This window comes from Lacrimispora struthionigena (assembly GCF_048627165.1).
Taxonomy (GTDB): Bacteria; Bacillota; Clostridia; order Lachnospirales; family Lachnospiraceae; genus Lacrimispora.
Genome location: NZ_JBMBWP010000002.1, coordinates 1,285,966 through 1,307,674, shown reverse-complemented (window position 1 = coordinate 1,307,674; position 21,709 = coordinate 1,285,966). Strand labels below are relative to the sequence as shown.

The 21,709-nt window shown below is 41.9% G+C and carries 15 protein-coding genes; 12 read left to right on the top strand and 3 right to left on the bottom strand.

Features of this window, described 5'->3' with window-relative positions:
- The first annotated feature begins 109 nt into the window (after nucleotides 1-109).
- A complete protein-coding gene (gene guaB / locus ACOAOT_RS15205; protein ID WP_420217767.1) occupies nucleotides 110-1,564 on the top strand; it encodes an IMP dehydrogenase in 1,455 nt (484 codons plus the stop codon).
- 43 nt (nucleotides 1,565-1,607) lie between these two features.
- Here guaB and ACOAOT_RS15200 read toward each other — a convergent pair whose 3' ends face one another.
- A complete protein-coding gene (locus ACOAOT_RS15200) occupies nucleotides 1,608-3,017 on the bottom strand; it encodes a spore germination protein (RefSeq protein ID WP_420217766.1) in 1,410 nt (469 codons plus the stop codon).
- 403 nt (nucleotides 3,018-3,420) lie between these two features.
- On the opposite strand from ACOAOT_RS15200, the gene ACOAOT_RS15195 reads away from it, so the two are divergent.
- From ACOAOT_RS15195 to ACOAOT_RS15165, 7 genes are all read left to right on the top strand, one after another.
- Nucleotides 3,421-4,293: a YitT family protein gene (locus ACOAOT_RS15195; protein ID WP_420217765.1), complete on the top strand. Its 873-nt coding sequence runs from the start codon at nucleotides 3,421-3,423 to the stop codon at nucleotides 4,291-4,293.
- 233 nt (nucleotides 4,294-4,526) lie between these two features.
- On the top strand, nucleotides 4,527-4,838 hold the full coding sequence (locus ACOAOT_RS15190; RefSeq protein WP_420217764.1) for a PTS sugar transporter subunit IIB: 312 nt from the start codon (nucleotides 4,527-4,529) through the stop codon (nucleotides 4,836-4,838).
- Nucleotides 4,839-4,858: 20 nt separating this feature from the next.
- Nucleotides 4,859-6,106, top strand: a complete 1,248-nt coding sequence (locus ACOAOT_RS15185) for a PTS sugar transporter subunit IIC (RefSeq protein ID WP_420217763.1) — start codon at nucleotides 4,859-4,861, stop codon at nucleotides 6,104-6,106.
- Between the two features lie 21 nt (nucleotides 6,107-6,127).
- Nucleotides 6,128-6,472 carry a PTS lactose/cellobiose transporter subunit IIA gene (locus ACOAOT_RS15180; RefSeq protein WP_420217762.1) on the top strand — a complete coding sequence of 115 codons (345 nt, stop codon included), beginning with the start codon at nucleotides 6,128-6,130 and terminating at the stop codon, nucleotides 6,470-6,472.
- Nucleotide 6,473: 1 nt separating this feature from the next.
- Nucleotides 6,474-7,916: a glycoside hydrolase family 1 protein gene (locus ACOAOT_RS15175; protein WP_420217761.1), complete on the top strand. Its 1,443-nt coding sequence runs from the start codon at nucleotides 6,474-6,476 to the stop codon at nucleotides 7,914-7,916.
- A 92-nt stretch (nucleotides 7,917-8,008) separates the two neighbouring features.
- Nucleotides 8,009-9,934, top strand: a complete 1,926-nt coding sequence (locus tag ACOAOT_RS15170) for a BglG family transcription antiterminator (protein WP_420217760.1) — start codon at nucleotides 8,009-8,011, stop codon at nucleotides 9,932-9,934.
- Nucleotides 9,935-9,947: 13 nt separating this feature from the next.
- Nucleotides 9,948-10,205 carry an HPr family phosphocarrier protein gene (locus ACOAOT_RS15165; RefSeq protein WP_420217759.1) on the top strand — a complete coding sequence of 86 codons (258 nt, stop codon included), beginning with the start codon at nucleotides 9,948-9,950 and terminating at the stop codon, nucleotides 10,203-10,205.
- Between the two features lie 115 nt (nucleotides 10,206-10,320).
- On the opposite strand, the gene ACOAOT_RS15160 is transcribed toward ACOAOT_RS15165, so the two are convergent.
- Nucleotides 10,321-11,700, bottom strand: coding sequence for an MATE family efflux transporter (locus tag ACOAOT_RS15160; protein WP_420217758.1), 1,380 nt, complete (start codon nucleotides 11,698-11,700; stop codon nucleotides 10,321-10,323).
- A gap of 76 nt (nucleotides 11,701-11,776) precedes the next feature.
- Entirely contained in the window at nucleotides 11,777-12,217 is a 441-nt protein-coding gene (locus ACOAOT_RS15155) for an FMN-binding protein (protein ID WP_104436514.1), read from the bottom strand.
- 139 nt (nucleotides 12,218-12,356) lie between these two features.
- On the opposite strand from ACOAOT_RS15155, the gene addB reads away from it, so the two are divergent.
- Genes addB through ACOAOT_RS15135 form a run of 4 tightly spaced genes read left to right on the top strand, consistent with a single transcriptional unit; the run spans nucleotide 12,357 to nucleotide 21,703 of the window.
- On the top strand, nucleotides 12,357-15,824 hold the full coding sequence (gene addB, locus ACOAOT_RS15150; RefSeq protein WP_420217757.1) for a helicase-exonuclease AddAB subunit AddB: 3,468 nt from the start codon (nucleotides 12,357-12,359) through the stop codon (nucleotides 15,822-15,824).
- Nucleotides 15,784-19,473 (top strand): helicase-exonuclease AddAB subunit AddA, encoded by a 3,690-nt coding sequence (addA, locus tag ACOAOT_RS15145; protein ID WP_420217756.1) that lies wholly within the window; start codon nucleotides 15,784-15,786, stop codon nucleotides 19,471-19,473. The genes addB and addA overlap by 41 nt, the downstream gene beginning before the upstream one ends.
- A 32-nt stretch (nucleotides 19,474-19,505) precedes the next feature.
- Complete coding sequence (gene selD / locus ACOAOT_RS15140; protein ID WP_420217755.1) at nucleotides 19,506-20,561, top strand: selenide, water dikinase SelD; 1,056 nt, start codon at nucleotides 19,506-19,508, stop codon at nucleotides 20,559-20,561.
- On the top strand, nucleotides 20,558-21,703 hold the full coding sequence (locus ACOAOT_RS15135; RefSeq protein WP_420217754.1) for an aminotransferase class V-fold PLP-dependent enzyme: 1,146 nt from the start codon (nucleotides 20,558-20,560) through the stop codon (nucleotides 21,701-21,703). Before selD ends, ACOAOT_RS15135 begins: the two co-directional genes overlap by 4 nt.
- Nucleotides 21,704-21,709: the final 6 nt, after the last annotated feature.

Here is a 21,709-nt window from a genome sequence, read left to right as displayed (position 1 = left end):
ACAGGAAAATGTCCGTTGACAACCAAAGCAAAGTTTGCTAAACTATTTAACTAATAAGCAAAAATGTTTATTTTAAAAAGTATAAAATTAAGTGAAGGAGAGGAAAATAATGGGTACAATTATTGGCGAAGGCATTACATTTGATGATGTGCTGTTAGTTCCAGCTTATTCAAACGTAATACCCAATCAGGTTGATTTATCGACCAACCTTACAAAAACCATCAAGCTGAACATTCCACTTATGAGTGCAGGAATGGACACCGTTACCGAACACCGCATGGCAATTGCCATGGCAAGACAGGGTGGAATCGGCATTATTCACAAGAACATGTCGATTGAAGAGCAGGCAGAAGAGGTTGATAAGGTTAAGAGGTCAGAAAACGGCGTCATAACGGATCCATTCTATCTTTCCCCGGAACATACATTAAAAGATGCGGACGAGCTGATGGCCAAGTTCCGTATTTCCGGTGTACCGATCACAGAGGGAAAAAAATTAGTCGGTATTATCACCAACCGTGATTTAAAGTTCGAAGAGGACTTCAGCAGAAAAATCAAAGAAAGCATGACTTCTGAGAATCTGGTGACAGCAAGAGAAGGAATTACTCTTATGGAAGCGAAGAAGATTCTTGCAAAGGCAAGAGTCGAGAAACTGCCGATCGTAGATGAAGAATTTAACTTAAAAGGTCTTATTACCATCAAAGATATAGAAAAGCAGATCAAATATCCATTGTCTGCAAAAGATGGACAGGGAAGGCTTTTATGCGGAGCAGCTGTTGGAATTACCGCTAACGTTCTGGATCGTGTGGCAGCCCTTGTGGAAGCGAAGGTAGATGCTGTGGTTCTTGACTCTGCCCACGGACATTCAGAGAATGTAATCAACTGCGTCAGAATGATCAAGGAAGCCTATCCAGCCCTTTCCGTCATTGCCGGTAATGTAGCGACAGGTGAAGCAACTAAGGCTCTTATAGAAGCAGGAGTTGATGCAGTTAAGGTGGGAATCGGACCTGGTTCCATCTGTACCACCCGTGTGGTTGCAGGAATCGGTGTACCCCAGATTTCAGCAGTTATGGACTGCTACAACGTAGCAAAGGAACATGGGGTTCCTATCATTGCAGACGGAGGAATCAAATACTCAGGAGACTTAACAAAGGCCATTGCAGCAGGCGGAAGCGTATGTATGATGGGAAGCATGTTTGCTGGCTGTGATGAAAGCCCGGGAACATTCGAACTGTATCAGGGAAGAAAGTATAAGGTTTACCGTGGCATGGGCTCTATCGCTGCCATGGAGAACGGAAGCAAGGATCGTTATTTCCAGACAGATGCGAAAAAGCTGGTTCCGGAAGGCGTGGAAGGCCGGGTTGCATATAAAGGCATGGTTGAGGATACAGTATTCCAGATGCTTGGCGGTCTCCGTTCCGGTATGGGATACTGCGGAGCAAAGGATATTAAAACCCTTCAGGAAACAGGCAGATTTGTTAAGATCTCAGCTGCTTCCTTAAAGGAAAGTCATCCTCATGACATTCATATTACAAAAGAAGCACCAAACTACAGCATTGACGAATAATACAAAGCAGGCGGAATTCATGTTCCGCCTGCTCTTTTTAACTCTATTTTTCTTTATGAGGAAGTCGCCCCCGGAATAACCTTTTTTTCAGCTCTTTGAGGTGAAGTGGAATCAGGGGATAAATATAGCTCTTACCTGCAATTGTTTTATTAAATACAACGGCACATATGGACAAAATAAAGCCAGTGATGAAGCCCCACACATTAAAAAGAGCGGTTAAAACTAAGAGCATCATACGGATAAACTTAAATGCGTAGCCCAGTTCAAAGCTTGACTGGGAATAGTTTGCCACTGTTACAAAAGCCATATATAACATGGTTTCACTGTTAAACCACCCTGATTTAACAGAGTATTCTCCCATTACAATACCGGCGATCACACTTAAGGGAGTGGTCAGCATGCTGGGCGTGTTCACAGCAGCCAGCCGCAGTCCGTCTATGGCAAATTCCAGAATCATAAGCTGGAAAAAAAGCGGGACCTGAGGTTCTTCCGATAAACGGATGAAGCGCAGCCAATTGGGTATCATTTCCGGATTTTGCATAAACAGCAGCCAAAGGGGCGTTAAATACAATGTGAAAATGGATATAATAAGCCGTGACAGCCGCAGGTAAGTTCCGGTGATGGGAGGAAAATAATAATCATCGGCCTCCTCTATGATATCAAAAACAGATGAGGGAAGAATCATGGCGGAAGGAGAGTTATCAACCAGAATAATAATATTTCCCTCCAGCAGGGAGGCAGCAGCAGTATCCGGACGTTCCGAATATCTGAATTTTGGAAAGGGGTTGAACCATTTGTAGGGATAGATACATTCTGCCAGGCTTTCCTGGTTCATGGTCAGGGCATCCACATGGAGCTTAGTAATCCGTTCCTTTATGGTGGCAAGAAGTTTTTCATCTACCCGTCCCTTAAAATAGCATATGGCTATGTCTGTATGGGAGCTTTCACCCGTATTCATGATTTCCATCGTTAATTTGGGGTCCCGGATTCTTCTTCGGATCAAAGCGGTGTTAAACGTAAGGGTTTCAACAAATCCGTCTCTGGATCCCCGAAGAACTTTATCTTTTTCCGGTTCTGAAACACTTCTTACAGGATAGCTTCTGCAATCCAGAGTAAAGCATTTATCATATCCGTCAATAAACAGGCAGGAGATTCCGGCAAGAAGCTGCTTAATCATTGCTTCTTCCTCTTTCACCAGTCCTACCTGACTGTATGGCAGATATTTTTTTGAAAATTCATGAGCGTCAGGAGGCAGGTCTTCGGGCTTAATGGAAGCAAAGTCCTCCATTAATTTTTGCCAAACCTCTCCTTTTGTAAAGCCTTCAATATAATAAATACACGCTTCTTTGCCGGCCACATAGAACGTTCGGTAAACCAGATCAAAGTTTCCCGCAACATCCAGCTTTTTATCTAAATAATTCATAGTATCAGAAAGTTTCGTCGTAAATTCCATGGTATAATCTCCTTGCATTGGTTATGGAAAGTATGTGCATTTTCATGAAAAATATGTTTTATTAATTATGCATGGTGAGAAAGGATTTTTTTTATCTATTTTATTGGAAAATATGCAGTGGTATTTGGTCGAATCCTGTTGTTTTTTGGCAAAATACACTAAAAATATTGACTTATGAGCCAAAAGATGGTATTATCGTCCATGTGAGAAGCACAAGGGGTGCCTTGCGTGCGGTGTTTTGATGTGGGGATGTCAAAGCACAAAACTACATAGTGTGACGGTTTCAGATCGTGACGGAGGATTGCCTTCTGTGGGGGAAGGGCAGTCCTCTAATTTTTTTATATTTGCATTGATAGGCAGGAAAATTTTACATATAATATGAGATGTGATAAGGAGGAATACTATGTGGAAAGAACTGAGGAGAGATAAGCGGGTCCGTAATATCATGACAGCATTGGCAGTCATAGGATCAGCATTATTACAGACGTATGTGATTCAGGCTTTTATCAGGCCTGCTGGATTATTGTCGGGAGGATTTACAGGTATTGCTATTTTAATAGACCGGATTACCTCTCTGTTTGGATTTAATATATCAACCTCTCTGGGTATGATTGTACTCAATCTTCCAGTTGCATGGGCATGCAGTAAGAGTATCAGCAGACGGTTTACTTTTTTTTCCCTGCTGCAGGTACTGTTGGCCAGTACATTTTTAAGAGTATTTCATTTTACGCCCATCTTTGATGACGGTATATTAAATGTGATTTATGGCGGTGTGCTTTACGGATTTGCCATTGTACTGGCACTTCGGGGGAATGCATCAACAGGCGGTACAGATTTCATTGCCCTTTATGTTTCCAATAAAACCGGCAACTCCATCTGGACTCATGTGTTTGTGGGAAATGTAATCCTGCTCTGTATTTTCGGGGCAATATTTGGCTGGGATTACGCCGGTTATTCCATTCTGTTTCAATTTGTGTCCACAAAAGTCATATCTACCTTCCATCACCGATATGAACGTGTGACACTTCAGATTACAACAGCAAAGGGACCGGAGCTGGCAGGGAAGTATGTGGAAGACTTCCGGCACGGAATTTCCTGTGTGGATGCAGTGGGCGGTTATAGCAGGAAGAAGATGTATCTTCTCCACACAGTGGTGTCCTCTTATGAAGTAGAGGATATTATTGCGCTGTTCCACGAAGTCGATGATCAGGTGATTGTGAATATGTTTAAGACTCAGCAGTTTTACGGAAGATTTTACCGTGCTCCTATGGAGTAAGATTGCTTTAGCAGTTCTTTAAAAAAGATAGCGGGATTTTTATTGCACATAGTTATGCAATGAAAGTCTCGCTATTTATATGTGTAACCTTTAGGAAGCAGGAAAACGGCACTGTCCGTTTACTGCCAGAAAAACAAGTAAATATTTGCACAGTCAGGGTGCAAATATTTATTCGAAATTGGTTGGGCAGTCAGATATAATAAACTTAATTTACAGGAAGGAGGAATTAAGAAATGAAAAAATTAAGAGTTCTTTTAGTATGTGGTTCAGGCGCTTCCAGTGGGTTCATGGCAGCTAATATCAGAAAGGCTGCCAAAGAAAAGGGAGTGGAAATGGAAGTACAGGCAAGAAGTGATTCTGAAATTGATAATTATATTGAAGATGTTGACTTAATTATGGTGGGACCACATCTTGAGTATGTTATGGAGGATCTGGAGGAATATACTCATGAATATCCAGTAAAAATTGCACTGATGATACCAGAATATTATTCCAGGTTAGACGGTACAAAAGCAATAGAACACATTTTATCACTATACGAATAAAATGAGCGGAGGAATGGATGATGGATAAGTTAATTAATTGGCTGGAGAGCAGCTTTGCACCTAAAATGAACAAAATAAGTCATAACAGCTGGGTTGTTATTTTAAAAGATTCCATTATGCAGACATTGCCATTTATCTTACTTGGTTCTGTATTCTGCTGTTTAGCAATTTTAAATGATTATATCCCCGGGTTACCCAGTTTTTGGACTCCATTTGGCTGGACTATGAGTAAACTGTCACTCTTTGTAGCTTTCTTAGTACCATTCAATTATTGTGAGAAGAAGAAACTGCGAAAACAAAGGCTGATAGCTGGTTTAACAGGTTTGATTTTCTTCTTGATCTGTGTGACTCCGGTAGTTGAAGCGGAAGGAACAGTGGGTTTTGGATCATCGGCACTTGGTGCAGGCGGCATGTTTGTGGCAATGATTACAGGCGTGATTACATCACTTGTTTTTGCACTATTCGCTAAATTAAGTTTCTTTAAGCAGGATTCGGCTATACCGGATTTTGTAAGAACTTGGTTTGATCAGATGTTACCAATTGCAGTTATAGTCTGCTTTGGCTGGATCGTAGTGTTAACTAAAAATGTTAACCTGTATCAGATTATTGTAAATATATTTATGCCTCTGCAAGGTTTTTTAAACACCTGGTATGGTTTTACTTTCATGTGTTTCATAAGCTGCTTTATCTATTCAATGGGTATTTCAACATGGGTATTAACACCAGTAGGACAACCCGTCAGGCTTGCTGGTATTACCGCTAACCTGGCAATGGTAGCAGCAGGAACAGCAACAGTTTCATCCATGAACATTTATACAGAGGGATTAGTTTATTGTACCTATATGTGGGTAGGCGGCGTGGGCTGTACATTGCCCCTAGTAATTATGTTGATTCGTGCAAAATCAAAAAGGCTAAGCGCTTTAGGAAAGGCTTGTTTGCTGCCCGGTATTTTCAATATCAATGAGCCGGTTGTATTCGGTTGTATTGCATGGAACCCCCTTTTAATGCTTCCAATGTGGATCATAGGTCTTATAATTCCACTGTTAACATGGTTTTTCGTAAAAGTCCTTGCATTTGCACCGATTCCAAGAATTCAATTTGAATTATGGTATTGCCCATATCCGATTTCTACATGGATATCAACAGGCTCATTAAAGGCAATTATATTCTTTATTATTTCAGTTGCTGCAGCATCTTTAATCTGGTATCCATTCTTCCGGGCATACGATAAGCAGGAGACAGAAGCAGAAGTAAATAGCGTAGAATAATGAATGGAGATAAACAAAAACATGAATGAACAGATTTTAGAAAATGCTATGAAAATTATTATGAATGCCGGAGATGCAAGAGTCTGTAATAAAAAAGCCCTGGATGCCTTGGCAGAATTCGATGTGGAAAAAGCAAAAGAACTTATGAAAGAAGCAAGTAAGTATATTACAGAAGCACATAAGGTACAGACGGATGCGATACAAGGCGAAACAAGAGGAGACAAGACGGAATATACCTTATTGTTTGCTCATGCTCAGGATACTCTCATGACCATCTATAGCGAAATTAATATAGCAAAGCAAATGATTAAAGTTATGGAGGCAGTTAATAAACGATTAGATGCACTTGAAAATAAAGGAGTATGAAATGAAAAAGGTAGCTGACGTATTTCCCGAGAATTTTCTGTGGGGTGGTGCATTTGCAGCAAATCAAATGGAAGGCGCCTATTTAGAAGACGGAAAAGGATTATGTGTAGCAGACATTAATGAATTTAGAAACGATATTGATATACAGAAGAAGTACAACGAGGAGGTAACATCTGCCTATATTAAAGAAGCGCTGGAAAGCAAAAACAGAATTTTTCCAAAACGCAGAGGGATTGATTTTTACCATACCTATAAGGAAGATTTGAAATTATTAGGAAAAGATGGTCTTGGGATGAAGACATATCGCACGTCCATTAACTGGGCGAGAATATTCCCAAATGGTGACGAAACACAACCAAATGAAGCAGGACTTGAATTTTACGAAGCCTTATTTGATGAAGTAATTAAAAACGGTATGGTTCCTATGGTAACAATGTCTCATTACGAAATGCCATTGTACTTAACCCAGCATTACAAAGGCTGGTATTCAAAAGAAGTGATTGGTTTCTTTACAAGATATGGGAAAGTAATCCTGGATCGATATCATGAAAAAGTAAAATACTGGATCATTGTAAACCAAATCAATTTAATTCTTCACGAAAGCTTCAACCATCTTGGAGTACCAGAAGATGCAGTTGACCATGTTACAGAAGCCAAATATCAGGCAGTTATAAATGAGATGGTTTCCTGTGCGCAAATCACAAAATATTCTCATGAAAAATATCCTGATGTGCAGGTTGGTATGATGCTGTGCGGTGGGCCTGCATATGCTGCGACATGTAAACCAGAAGACGTATTAGCAGCCATGCGGCATAATCAAATGGAATATTTTTATGGTGACGTACTGTTAAGAGGTCATATCCCAGGATATGCAATCCGATATTTTGCAGATTTAAACCTCAATATTGAGCTGACAGCGGATGAAGAAGATGTATTAAAAAATACCTGCGATTTCTTTTCTTTCTCCTACTATTATACAAGACTTTGCAGCAAAGAGAGTTTTGATAATGGGAATAGCGTATACCGAAATCCGGAATTACCGGCCAATCCCTGGGGTTGGTCAATTGATCCGATTGGTCTTAGGATTCTGTTAAACGAATTCTATGATCGTTATCAAAAACCAATTTACATTACAGAAAATGGTATAGGACTATACGATGAGCTGGGTGAAGATGGGCAGATTCACGATTCCTATAGAACGGAATATTACAAAGCCCATATTGAGCAGATGAAGGAAGCGATTAAAGACGGCGTAGACTTAAGAGGGTATTACGCGTGGGGCCCCCTTGATATCGTAAGCTGCTCCTCTTCGGAAATGAGCAAACGATATGGATTCATCTATGTTGATCTGGATGATTATGGGAAAGGCTCAGGTAGGAGAATAAGAAAAGATAGCTTTGAGTGGTATCAAAGAGTGATAGAATCTAACGGTGAGATCCTTTAATCCACATAAGACACCAATTGCAATAGACTGTGTTCTGGTAGCCATTGGAATATTGAATATAAAGCAAAATTAATGGAAGAAAGGTAATAAGAATGAAGGACAATTGCAAGAGACTTATTAAAATTATGCTGTCAGATGAAGAATGGTTCAATGCCGGTTATTTGGCCAATGTAATGGGAGTCTCTGAACGAAGTATAAAAAATTACATTTCAGAAATTAATAGCTTTGAGAAGGATTTGATTCTTTCCTCCAGGAAAGGATATCAGATTGATTCGAAAAGAGGAAAAGCTTTTATTCAAAGTAAGGGGAGGAATATTCCGCAAAATGCTCACGAACGAATCAATTATATTATAATACGCATTTTATCAAATGATACAGATCAGGGGAGTAAAACGGATTTATATAGTATTGCAGATGAAATATATGTTAGTTTTGAAACCATAAAAAAAGATATGTATAAAGTACGTAAGAAATTTATGGAGCATGATTTATACTTAACAGCCACAAACTCGTTTGTGGCTGTTGAAGGGAATGAATTAGATAAAAGAAAAGCACTAAGCAGTATACTTTATGAAGAATTTACGGATCATGTTATGAGTATTGATGTTATTAAAAATATATATCCGTTGTATGATCTGGAATTACTGCAGAAAATTATTGAAACAAAATGTGAGGAATACCATTATTTCATTAATGAATATGCTCTTATTAATTTAATTCTGGATATTATTATCGGGATAGACCGTATGAAAAAGGAAAAGACCTTTGAAAAAGAAAAAAAGGATGATAAGCGTATTGGTATTCGTGAACAGGAACTTGCCAGAAATATTGCTACAGAGATTGAACATCATTTTGGCGTCACTTACAGCATCACAGAATTTGAAGAATTAACTATAATTTTACTAAGCCATTTGATGAAAATGGATTTTAATGCAATTAACAAAGAAAATCTGGAACTTATGGTTGGAAGCGAATGTGTAAATATTGTGAAACAATTAAGCGATATACTGAAAAACACTTATTTTGTGGATATAGACAATGTGGATTTCATTATTAAATTTACATTGCATATTAAAAATATGTTAGTCAGATTACGAAATGGGTATCGTATAAAAAATCCTTTAGTGAATCATATAAAAAACACATGCCCATTGATTTTTGAATGTGCCGTAGAAGTTTCCAATAAAATTCATGAACTGACAGATTTTGATTTATCAGAGGATGAGATTGGTTATATTGCATTACACATAGGAGGTAATCTGGAAACTCAGAAATCCAAAAGAAAAGTAATCAGCTGTGTGATTCTGTATCCACAATATTATGATTTTTCTAATAAAATGATGGAAGAGATAAATAATCATTATCAAAAACAACTGGAAATAAAGACAGTTATTACATCATTAAATGAGATTAAGAATCTGGACAAGACAGATTTGATTATTTCTACCATTCCAATAACGGAACTTATACGGATGGAAGCGGTAATTGTCACCCCTTTCTTAAATGAAAAAGATTATAAAAATATTAGCGGTGTTATTGAGAAAATAATTTTAAGAAAAAAGAAAGCCAGATTAAAGCAGCATTTGATGCAAATCTCAAATCCATTGTTTTTCTATAAGAATAAGGAATTTGAGGGAAAAGAAGAAGCAATTTCTTTTATGGTCGATATTATGCAAAAAGAGGGCTATGTAAATTCAAATTTTGAACAAGAGATTTTTGAGCGGGAAAAACAGTCTTCCACCGCATTTGAGCATATTGCGGTTCCCCATTCTATGTACATGAATGCAAATAAAACTGGAATGTTTGTGTTATTAAATGAAAAAAAACCCATAAACTGGAACGATAATTTTGTCAGTATTGTGATGATGTTTGCTATCAGCAGAGAGGAAAGAGCAATCTTTCATGATGTATATGATAATTTAATCGTCTTGCTGATTGATAAACCAAATGCAGTGAAAGTATTGGAGAGCGCTGGTTATATAGATTTTATAGAATCAGTAATCAGCTGTTTCAGTTAGAAAGGAAATAGAGATGAAAAAATTTGAATATATTATAACAGAACCAGCTGGAATTCATGCGATACCGGCAGGCTTACTGGTTAAGGAAGTCTCTGTTTATAAAAGTTCGATTACAATAGAAAGAAATGGTAAGAAAGCTGATGGGAAAAGACTTATGGCAATCATGGCGCTTGGGGTAAGGTGCGGGGAAAATGTGACTTTTATTATCGAAGGAACAGATGAAGATATGGCTGCAATAAAATTAGAAGCATTTTGCAGAAAAAATTTATAATGTATTCAGTAAATAAAATTATTAATTAAAAATAGACGTATTTTCCAGCAGGAGCAGTTATTATGCGAATGGCTGTCAGGAAGATACGTCTATTTTCGGTTGTAGATATTATAATTTATAGCAGAACAGGTCTTTTTCTCTTCAGACGGCTGAAACAGTGAAAATAAATAAGAAATAAAATGGATGTAACTGTCCACGTCAGAGGGTAACAAAATACCACTGTCTCAATAGCCGGATGAATTGGCACTGCAGTACAGATCCACACGATCCTGAGTACGCAGACTCCAAGGCTGGTAAGGATCATGGGGATCCAGCAGTCGCCGGTTCCCCGCAGAGACCCGGAATAAATTTCCACACAGACGTAAGTGAAAAATGTGGGAACCAGATACCGGAGAATCTGTGTACCCTTGTCAATAACTGCTGCGTCAGTTGTAAACAGGAGGAATACCAGACTTCCGAATGTGTAAAGCAGGAAGCTTAATGCAATAGCTGAAAGAAAGCACATAAAAAGGCAGACCCGTATGCCCTTGTATACCCTGTCCAGTTTCTTTGCACCGTAATTCTGTCCCACAAATGTGGTTATAGAGATTCCAAAGGCACTGATCATCATCCAGAACAGAGTGTCTATCTTGCCATATGCAGTCCAGGCAGCCACTGTATCAGTTCCAAGTGCATTGACGCTTGACTGAATAATAATATTTGACGAAGTGTACATCACTGATTGCAGTCCTGCCGGAAAGCCGATCCTGATAATCCGCACCAGCATGTCCTTATGAAACGTTAAAGAAGATAGCATCAGCTGGTATGGCTGTCTGGTACGCATTAAAACGATCAGAACCAGTACGGCACTGAGAAGCTGGGACAGGATGGTTGCAACGGCTGCCCCCATGACGCCCATATTCCAGAAAACCACGAAGATAATATCTAGAATGATATTGGTAAAACAGCTGGCAATCAGAAAATAAAGGGGACGCCTGGAATCTCCCACGGCCCTTAAAATCCCCGCTCCCATATTGTAAATAAGATTTGGAATCACCCCAAGAAAATAGATCCGCATGTATAGAACACCGTAGGGAAGAATATCCGCCGGAGTATCCATGGCTTCCAGGGCAAATGGAGCAAGAACGATTCCAATGATCATAATAAAAAAGCCGCAGACAGCAGAAAAAGCCATGGCTGTATGCACCGCCTGGCTTAACTGCTTTTTCTGACCAGCCCCGAAAAACTGGGATATGATTACGCCTGCGCCGGAGGAAAGCCCAATAAAAAAACCGATAAAAAGGTTGATTAAGGTTCCAGTAGGGCCTCCAACGGCAGCCAGTGCTTCCTTTCCCACGAACCGGCCAACTATGACGGCATCGGCCGTATTATAAAGTTGCTGAAAAAAAGTTCCGAATAAAATTGGAAAGAAAAACAGAAGAAGCTGCTTCCATATCACTCCCTCTGTAATCTGATTCGACGTTCCTTCGTCTTTATTTCTTGTATTCTTTTTCATAAAATTTCCTCGTTTAAGTAATTATGTAGTCATTTTTCATTATACCGTCTGGAAATAAAAAACACAATCCCCTGTCTCAGTCGGTTTTTTGAGCTTTGGTAAGTGCCTGATCCACTGCTTTTAACAGAACACTGGAGGTGTAGCGGGACTCAGACGGATAGGAAATGTTTTTGGTTGACTGATTCTTTAAAATCTGCGGAGATAAATTATCCATGGCGGGCTGCATCAGTGGATACATGGTGGTAACCGCCTCGCTTAAAGGAACCAGTGTAACAGAAGTGATTTTCTTTGAATCAACTGTGACCTCAACATTGATATCCTGGCTATTCAGCGTAATGGCAGAGGAATATACACCCGGTACATAGGCCACAGCATCGCCGGAAGTGGGAACAGTATCCTTTTTCGGGCGGAACATGACTAGAAACAGGGTAATGAGGAGGATTCCAAGGCCAACGAAGATCGCAGTATAGATGATCTCTTTCATTCGTAAAACAACAATTTTTGTTTTTGAGCTCATAAGACAGAAGCCCTCCGTATAGTTTTGTTATAATGTATGAACGGATTGGGGGATTTCATTCCTAAGATTTCATTGTTGTAACAGGAAATCTGTGCTAAGATAATAGACAAACATGTGTTTTGGGAAAGGAAGAAAAAGTATGTCCCTTCAATTTATTCTGGGTGGATCCGGTTCCGGCAAAACCCGCCGTCTTTACACGGAATTGATCCGTCAGTCGGTGAATGAACCGGATACCCAGTATTTTGCCATCGTGCCGGAGCAGTTTACCATGCAGACCCAGAAGGAGATTGTCTCCCTGCACCCAAGCTTCGGAGTGATGAATATTGATATTGTCAGCTTTAAACGTCTTGCCTACCGCATCTTTGAGGAACTGGCAGTTGTAAATCCCCAGGTTCTTGATGATATGGGGAAATCAATGGTGCTTCGAAAGGTAGCCGCAGACAAGAAAAAAAGTCTTGTATTTTATAAAGAGCATTTGTCGAAAGCAGGGTTTATATCCCAGTTAAAGTCCATGCTTTCCGAGCTTTACCAGTATGGAATTACTCCCGATATGCTAAAGGAGAAGATTCCGGAAAATTTAAGTCCTGTACTGGCTCAGAAACTGTCGGATATTACTGTCGTTTATGAAGGATTTAAAGATTATATTGAAGGTAAGTTTATTACTTCAGAAGAGATATTAGACGTTCTCTGCAACATCCTTCCTAAGTCTGAACTGATCAAAAACAGTGTGATCACCTTAGATGGATATACAGGATTCACCCCTGTCCAGTATCGGATTTTAGAACTGTTTTTCCGTTATAGTAAGAAAGTAATGATTACAGTGACCATGGATCCGGCGGTGAATATGAGCCGAAAGACCGGGATTCAGGAGCTGTTTTACATGAGCCGCCAGATGATTAAAAAACTAAACGATCTGGCCATGGAGACAGGAATAAGCCGGGATAAGGATATCCTGCTTACGGATCATCCGGCGATTCGTTTTTCAGCGGCCGGGATTAACGCCCCCTGTTGTCTGGATTTTCTGGAACAGAATCTCTATCGCTATACGGGAAGATCTTTCGAAGGTCAGCCGGAATCCATCCATTTGTATCAGACCCGCAATCCCTCGGAAGAGATTGCATTTGTCATACGCTCCATGGAAGAAAACATTAGAAAAAACGGGCTTCGATACAGGGATATGGCGGTTATAACCGGAAGCTTATCCAGCTATGCAAACGAGATGATTCATCAGTTTCAGTTAAACCATGTGCCATTTTTTCTGGATGATAAAAAGAGTATATTAAAAAATCCCATGGTGGAACTGATTCGTGCCGCCATCGAGATTGTTCAAAAGGATTTCTCCTATGAATCCGTGTTTCGCTACATAAGAACCGGTCTTGTTGTATCACAGGATCAGATGGATCAGGCGGACAGGCTGGAAAATTATGTCATAGCCATGGGAATCAGAGGATTTAAAAAATGGAATGCTGAGTTTGAGGGCTGGTATAAGGGAGCCAGAGAGTTAAATCTTCAGGAATTAAATCAGTTTAAATCAGAAGTGATGGAGCCTCTTCACCATCTGCGTGAAGAATTTAAAAGAGAAGATTCTACAGTCAAAACCATGACTGCAGCAGTGACTGCACTTTTAATGGAGACAGGTATTGAAGAAAAGATGCTTGGTTTTGAGAAAAAGTTTCAGGACATGGGGGAATTCGCCCTTGCCAAGGAATACGGTCAGGTTTATGGGCTGGTAATGGATTTATTTGACCGCCTCGCGGGACTGTTAGGAGACGAACATGTTAGCAGAAAAGAATACGGGGAAATCTTAGATGCCGGTTTTGCTGAGATTAAAGTTGGCGTAATTCCAGCTGCAGTGGACCGGGTTGTAGTGGGAGATATTACGAGAACCCGTCTGGATCATATTAAGGTTCTTTATTTTGTAGGAGTTAATGATGGACTGGTTCCGGTAAAAAAAGAGAAAGGCAGCTTATTTACAGACAGGGAGAGAGAATTTTTATCTGATCATGAGATAGAGCTGGCTCCCACCTCCATGGAAGAAGGGTTCCGGCAGAGGTTTTATCTCTATCTGGCACTGACAAAGCCGGAGAAAGAGCTGGTGTTATCCTATGCAGCCATGGACGGAGGCGGAAAGAGCATGCGTCCTTCTACCTTAATCGGAGAATTAAAGAAGCTGTTTCCGGGATTAAAGGAACAGGCGCCGGGGGAGGCTGGTGTTCCTTTAAACTATCGTGAGGCAAAGAGCCAGCTGGCAGATGGTATGAGGGAATGTGGTAAAAACGGAGGGGATTTAAGGCTTCTGGAACTGTTAAAAGCGTTTCTTTCCTCGCCAGATCATAAGGAGGAAGCCAGACAGCTGGTGGAGGCGGCTTTTTATGTATATCAGCAAAAAGGCATTGGTAAAGCGGCTGCCAAGGCTCTTTACGGCTCCGTTATTAATGGAAGTGTGACCAGAATGGAGCAGTATGCTTCCTGTGCATATGCCCATTTCCTAAGTTACGGTCTGGAGCTGATGGAACGTCAGGAATATGAGCTGGCTGCCATGGATATCGGTAATCTCTTTCATGATTCCATAGATTTGTGGTTTGCGCGGATGAAGGAAGAAGGCAGGGATTTTAAAACACTGACAGAAGAAGAACGAAAGACCATGGTACACGAATGTGTAACCAAAGTGACAGAGGAATATGGAAACACCGTTTTAAAAAGTTCTGCAAGAAATGCGTACCTTGCAGGAAAGGTGGAGCGGATCACAGACAGAACGGTGTGGGCGCTGTCCGAGCAGCTGAAAAAAGGGGATTTTACTCCTGTTGGATTTGAAGTATCCTTTTCTGCAGACGATCATTTAAAAGCCATGAGACTGCCTTTGTCAGGGGATGAGGCCGTGCATTTAAGGGGACGGATTGACCGCATGGACTTATGCGAGGATGAAGAGGCAGTTTACGTAAAGATTATTGATTACAAATCGGGAAGCACAGCCTTTGATTTAACTTCCCTTTATTATGGACTTCAGCTTCAGCTTGTGGTCTATATGGATGCGGCTCTGGAGATGGAAGAGAGGAAACGGCCGGATAAGCAGGTGATTCCCGCCGGAATCTTTTATTACAACATCAACGATCCTGTTGTGGATAAAGACGGTGAGATGACACAGGAAGAGATATCAGGCAGAATTTTAAAGCAGCTTCGCATGAATGGTCTGGTTAACACCGATTTAAATGCAATTGCTCATCTGGATCATGAGATTGAATCAGAATCTGACGTAATTCCGGTTGCAATGAAGAATGGAATCATTCAGGAGGCACGGTCTTCGGTAGCCGGAGGAAACCGTTTTTCAGCCTTGAGGCAGTACGTTCAGGAGACACTAAAGACGGAAGGCCGGGAGATTTTAGAGGGAGTCATTGATGTAAATCCCTATAAACAGGGAAATAAAACGGCTTGCGATTACTGCCCCTACCATGCAGTCTGCGGGTTTGATTTAAAGACACAGGGATACGGTTTCAGGAAATTTAAGGCTTTAAAATCCGAGGAAATATGGCCGGTTATCGAAGGAGAAGCAGAGGAAGGAGAAGAACATGGCAATCACCTGGACAGAGGAACAGAAAGCAGTCATTGAAAGCAGAAATAGAAATCTTCTGGTATCGGCAGCGGCCGGCAGCGGTAAAACAGCTGTTCTGGTGGAACGCATTATCCGTATGATTACGGAGGGAGAGAATCCCCTTAAAATCGATCAGCTTCTTGTTATGACATTTACAAAAGCAGCAGCCGATGAGATGCGGGAGCGTGTCTTAAAGGCGGTGGATGAAAAACTGATGGAGCAGCCGGATAACGAGCACCTTCAGATGCAGGCAGCCATGATTCCATATGCACAGATTACCACCATAGACAGCTTCTGCCTGGGGATCATCAGAGAGCATTACAGCCGGTTAGACATTGACCCGGCTTTTCGTGTGGGAGATGAGGGAGAACTGATTCTCCTTCGGGGAGATGTAATGAAGGAGATGCTGGAGGAATTTTACGAAGCAAAGGATCCTTCCTTTGAATGCTTTGTAGAGACCTATGCTTCCGGTAAGACAGATCGGGGAATTGAAGATTTTATCATGCAGGTATACCGTTTTTCCCAAAGTAATCCCTGGCCGGAGGAGTGGCTTAATAACTGCAGGCAGGAGCTTACAGCCTGTGATATGAAACACATGAAGGATACCGCCTGGATGAGGTTTCTGATGGAGGATGCTTCTCTGCTGCTTGAGGAGCTGTTAATCCAGACAGAGGCTGCTATGGAGATCTGTCAGGAGGAAAATGGACCGGAAGCATATCTTCCCATGCTGGCAAGTGATGCAGCGATGCTTAAATCTCTTGGAGAAGCAGAGGATTACGAGAGTTTAAACAGCCGGCTGAAAGAGGTAGCCTTTGTAAGACTTGCCTCTATACGAAGCAAGGATATCGATCAGGAAAAAAAGGCAGCTGTAACAGCAGTCAGAGACAGAGTGAAAAAGGGGATTGGAAAGCTCTGCGATTTGTACTGCTTTGAATCACCCGAAGAAGTGGGAGCCGATATGGAAGGGACCAAAGAAGCTGTTTTCATGCTTCTTCATCTGGCAGAAGAATATTCCCGCAGGTACCAGGAGAAAAAGAAAGAACGCAACCTGGTAGATTTCAATGATCTGGAACATTATGCCCTGGAGATTCTTTTAAAGGAAGAAGACGGAATCAGGGTTCCCACAGAAGCCGCTGACGAATTCAGCCGCCAGTTTGAGGAAATCCTGGTAGATGAATATCAGGACAGCAATGAGGTACAGGAAGCGCTGATTAACAGCATTTCAAGAGAACGGTTTGGCAGTCCCAATGTTTTCATGGTAGGAGATGTGAAGCAGAGTATCTACCAGTTCCGTCTGGCAAGGCCACAGTTGTTTTTAGACAAGTATCAGAGGTATTCCATTGAGGAAGGAAGCTATCAGAAGATTGAGCTGCATCAGAATTTCCGAAGCAGAGAGTCCGTGCTTACCAGCATCAACGAGGTATTTTATCAGATTATGACGAAAAATCTGGGAAATATCCGTTATACGAAGGAGACGGCACTTCATCCTGGAGCTGTTTTTCAGGAAACAGACGGTCGCGCAGGAGAGAAGACGGAGCTGCTTCTGATTCATGGTTCTTCCGAACAGTTAAAACAGCTTGACGAAGATAGTGCAGATTATACTGCCAGGGAAGCAGAAGCAAAGGTAATTGCTTCAAAAATCAGGGAACTGACAGATCCGGACAGCGGACTTCTTGTCTTTGATAAAAATCTGGATCAGACAGGAGGATACCGGATCTGCCAATACTCTGATATTGTTATCTTATTAAGAAGTTTAAGCGGCTGGGCAGAGGAATTTGTCAATATTTTGATGAATGAGGGGATTCCTGCCCATGCAGAGCGTAAAACAGGATATTTTTCCGCGTCAGAAGTGGAGACAGTCCTTTCCATGCTGAATATTATTGATAATCCCATGCAGGATATTCCCCTGGCTGCAGTCTTTAAATCTCCCATTGCAGGAATTGCCGACCAGGAGATGGCCCATCTGCTGGCTGTATGGAAAAATGCTGCAAAGAAGGGACAGGACCGTGGAATTTACGGAGCGTGGCAGAACTATTTAAAGGAGTATGAAGACAGGGAAGATGAAAGTGCACCTGAGCTTTATGAGAAGCTGCTAAGATTCACCCGGGAGCTTTCTCAGTACAGGGAAAAAGCCGCCTACCTGTCCATACATGAGCTGCTTTATGATATATATGAAGGAACCGGTTATTTCGACTACGTTTCAGCCATGCCTGGGGGAGAGGTGCGAAGAGCCAACCTTGCCATGCTGGTGGAAAAGGCGGCTGCCTATGAACAGACCAGTTACAGGGGGCTGTTCCACTTTATCCGGTATATTGAAAATCTGAAAAAATATGATACGGATTTTGGCGAAGCCTCTCTTCTGGGAGAAGAGAATACGGTTCGTGTCATGAGTATTCATAAGAGCAAGGGTCTGGAGTTTCCAGTTGTATTTCTGGCGGGAATGGGGAAAAAATTCAACAAACAGGATGCTTATGGAAAGCTTCTCATCGATCCTGATCTGGGAATTGGTACCGATTACATGGATCTGGAAAGACGAATCAAGGCACCTACCTTAAAGAAGCACGTTTTAAAGAGAAAAACGGAACTAAGCGCACTTGGAGAAGAACTTCGAGTCCTTTATGTTGCCATGACAAGGGCCAAGGAAAAGCTTATCATGACTGGGTTAGACCGGTATCTGGATAAAAAGTTTGAGCGTTATGCAACCGTAATGAGAGCTCAGGGGCAGATCCCCTTTTCCTTCCTCTCTGGTGCGGATTCTTATTTAGACTGGCTTTTAATGAGCCTGTCTGGTAAATATTCTCCTACAGGTATCTTGTCTGAAGACGGGCAGGATACAGGGAATTTAATTATGAAGGAGCTGACCGTTTCCGGTCTTGTTATGGGGGAAATGAACCGGCAGGTAAGCAAGAAACTGACGAAAGAAAGTTTCCTGAGACTGGATACAAAAATAAGCTATGACCAGGAATTTGAAACAGGCTTAAAGGAGGCGCTTTCCTACTTTTATCCTTATGAAGAGGACATAAGACTCCATACCAAGCTCACTGTTTCTGAACTGAAAAAACAGGGACAGTTCTTAGACGAAGAAGAAAGTGATTTTCTTCCAACAATTCCTGTCTTTTTAAGAGAGGGAATAGAAGAAGAAAAGACGGGAGGCGTCCGCCGGGGTACAGCCTATCACCGTGCTCTGGAACTTCTGGATTTTTCAAAGGTGAAGACGGCACAGGACTTAACCCAGGCATTGGAGAATCTGAAAAGCGATGGCCGGCTAAGTGAAGAAAGCTTTACTTTGCTTTCCATTTCCCAGCTCCTGGCATTTATAAAATCAACCTTAGGAAAGCGTCTGGCAGCAGCTCAGGAGAAAGGTCTGTTAAAGCGGGAGCAGCAGTTTGTAATCGGGATACCGGCCCGGGAGATGGATGTGGCCGATTCCGATGAACGTATCCTCATACAGGGAATCATTGACGCTTATATGGAAGAAGAGGGGCAGCTGGTTTTAGTGGATTATAAAACAGACTTTTTGAAAGAAGGGCAGGAATCCGTTCTTTCTGACCGTTATGGAATCCAGATGGAATATTACAGGCGGGCTCTGGAGCAGATTACAGGCAAAAAGGTGAAGGAGAGAATTATCTATTCCTTTGCGCTGAAGAAAGAAGTTGTCATAAACTGACCACAAAATGAGTAGAATGGAGATGGTGCTATATGATACCTGACAGTGAAGTAAGATTAACCCAGATGACCAAAACAGCCGGTTGTGCCGCGAAGATCGGCCCGGGAACTCTGGCTGGAATTCTGGAACATTTACCCAAGTTTCATGACCCCAGTCTTCTGGTTGGAATTGAAACCTCTGACGATGGCGCAATTTATAAGGTAAGTGAGGAACTGGCGCTGATTCAGACCCTGGATTTTTTCACACCAGTGGTTGATGATCCCTATATCTTCGGCCAGATCGCCGCTGCCAATGCCCTCAGTGATATTTATGCCATGGGGGGAGAACCCAAAGTTGCTTTAAACATTGTGGCGTGGCCCAACTGCTTAAATCCGGAAATTCTGGGGAGGATATTAGAAGGCGGTGCATCAAAAGTTTTAGAGGCAGGTGCTGTACTGGCAGGAGGTCATTCCATTCAGGATGATGAACCAAAGTATGGGCTTAGTGTGACGGGATTTGTCCACCCGGATAAGGTTTTTAAAAACTGTGAAGCCAGGCCGGGAGACATTTTAATTCTTACAAAACCCCTTGGTACCGGTATTGTAAATACTGCGGTAAAAGCTGATTTTGCTTCACAGGAGGCAAAAGAAGAAGTGATAAAGGTTATGACTTCCTTAAACCGTAAGGCAAAGCAGGTGATTGAACGGTATGATGTACACAGTTGCACCGATGTGACGGGGTTTGGACTGGCTGGGCATGCCGTTGAGATGGCTGAGGGCAGCGGGGTGACCCTGGTTATTTCCGTCAAAGATCTTCCTGTACAAAAGGAGGCCTTTGAACTTGCAAGAATGGGACTGGTGCCGGAAGGGGCGTATAAAAACCGCACCTATACCAGTGACCATGTGGATTACGCAGACACAGAGGAATGTATGATTGATATATTCTGCGATCCCCAGACTTCGGGAGGGCTTTTGATCAGCGTATCGAGGGAAGACGGAGAGCAGATTATGAAAGATTTTGCACAGGCGGACATGGAGACAACGTGCCGGATTATCGGTGAAGTTACGAAGAAGCAGGAAAAATCAGTAAAACTGAGGAACCATTTATGATTTATCTGGATAATGCAGCTACTTCCCTGCAAAAGCCTGAGGAAGTAGGAAAGGCAGTAGCCGACGCCATAATTCATTTGGGCAATCCGGGGAGAGGAATTCACGGCGCTTCCCTTGATGCAGCCAGGATGATTTATGATACCCGAAGTCTGATATCCCGGTTATTTCATGCAAAAAGCCCCAGCCAGGTGGCATTTACAGCAAATTCTACAGAGAGTCTGAACCTGGCAGTGGAAGGGATTTTCCGTCCGGGAGATCATGTGATTACCACCATGATGGAACACAATTCCGTGCTTCGTCCACTATACCGTATGGAAGAAAAAGGGGTGGAGCTTACTATATTGCCTGCAGATAAACAAGGCTGCATCAATTACCAGGATTTTGAGAGTGCATGTAAGAGTAATACAAGAGCCGTAATATGTACCCATGCTTCTAATTTAACTGGTAACATCAATGACCTGGAGACGATTGGAAGAATTTGTAAAAAGCTTGGAATCCTATTCCTTCTAGATGCTTCACAGACAGCCGGAGTATTTGATATTGATATGGGAAAAATGGGAATTGATGTTGTTTGCTTTACGGGACATAAGGGATTATTAGGTCCTCAGGGAACTGGAGGAATCTGCGTTCGGGAAGGGCTTGATATTCAACCGCTGATTGTTGGCGGAAGCGGAGTGCAAAGCTTCCTTCGAACACAGCCGGAGCAGATGCCGGAGCGACTGGAAGCAGGTACATTAAACTGTCATGGCCTGGCAGGGCTTCATGCAGCACTTCTCTATATCGGGCAGACGGGAATGGAGTATATCCGTAATCGGGAACAGTGTCTGATGAGACAGTTTTATGAAGGGGTGAAGGATATTCCGGGCGTCACGGTTTACGGGGATTTTTCCTTAGAGAGCCTTCATAAACGGGCACCTGTTGTCGCTTTAAATATAGGGGATTACGATTCCGGAGAGGTGGCAGACGAACTGGCAGTTTCTTATGAGATCTATGCAAGGGCAGGTGCACATTGTGCGCCTCTGATGCATCAGGCGCTGGGAACCGAAAAGCAGGGGGCAGTACGGTTTTCCATGTCTCACTTTAATACAGAAGAAGAAATTGATCAGGCAGTAAAAGCAGTCAGAGAATTGAGCAGGCATTGACAGGAG

Coding starts and splice junctions, on each gene's coding strand:
- ACOAOT_RS15190 (WP_420217764.1), top strand. CDS start 4,527: ATGAAAAAATTAAGAGTTCTTTTAGTATGTGGTTCAGGCGCTTCCAGT.
- addB (WP_420217757.1), top strand. CDS start 12,357: ATGTCCCTTCAATTTATTCTGGGTGGATCCGGTTCCGGCAAAACCCGC.
- ACOAOT_RS15135 (WP_420217754.1), top strand. CDS start 20,558: ATGATTTATCTGGATAATGCAGCTACTTCCCTGCAAAAGCCTGAGGAA.
- ACOAOT_RS15155 (WP_104436514.1), bottom strand. CDS start 12,217: ATGAGCTCAAAAACAAAAATTGTTGTTTTACGAATGAAAGAGATCATC.
- addA (WP_420217756.1), top strand. CDS start 15,784: ATGGCAATCACCTGGACAGAGGAACAGAAAGCAGTCATTGAAAGCAGA.
- guaB (WP_420217767.1), top strand. CDS start 110: ATGGGTACAATTATTGGCGAAGGCATTACATTTGATGATGTGCTGTTA.
- selD (WP_420217755.1), top strand. CDS start 19,506: ATGATACCTGACAGTGAAGTAAGATTAACCCAGATGACCAAAACAGCC.
- ACOAOT_RS15180 (WP_420217762.1), top strand. CDS start 6,128: ATGAATGAACAGATTTTAGAAAATGCTATGAAAATTATTATGAATGCC.
- ACOAOT_RS15165 (WP_420217759.1), top strand. CDS start 9,948: ATGAAAAAATTTGAATATATTATAACAGAACCAGCTGGAATTCATGCG.
- ACOAOT_RS15175 (WP_420217761.1), top strand. CDS start 6,474: ATGAAAAAGGTAGCTGACGTATTTCCCGAGAATTTTCTGTGGGGTGGT.
- ACOAOT_RS15200 (WP_420217766.1), bottom strand. CDS start 3,017: ATGGAATTTACGACGAAACTTTCTGATACTATGAATTATTTAGATAAA.
- ACOAOT_RS15185 (WP_420217763.1), top strand. CDS start 4,859: ATGGATAAGTTAATTAATTGGCTGGAGAGCAGCTTTGCACCTAAAATG.
- ACOAOT_RS15160 (WP_420217758.1), bottom strand. CDS start 11,700: ATGAAAAAGAATACAAGAAATAAAGACGAAGGAACGTCGAATCAGATT.
- ACOAOT_RS15195 (WP_420217765.1), top strand. CDS start 3,421: ATGTGGAAAGAACTGAGGAGAGATAAGCGGGTCCGTAATATCATGACA.
- ACOAOT_RS15170 (WP_420217760.1), top strand. CDS start 8,009: ATGAAGGACAATTGCAAGAGACTTATTAAAATTATGCTGTCAGATGAA.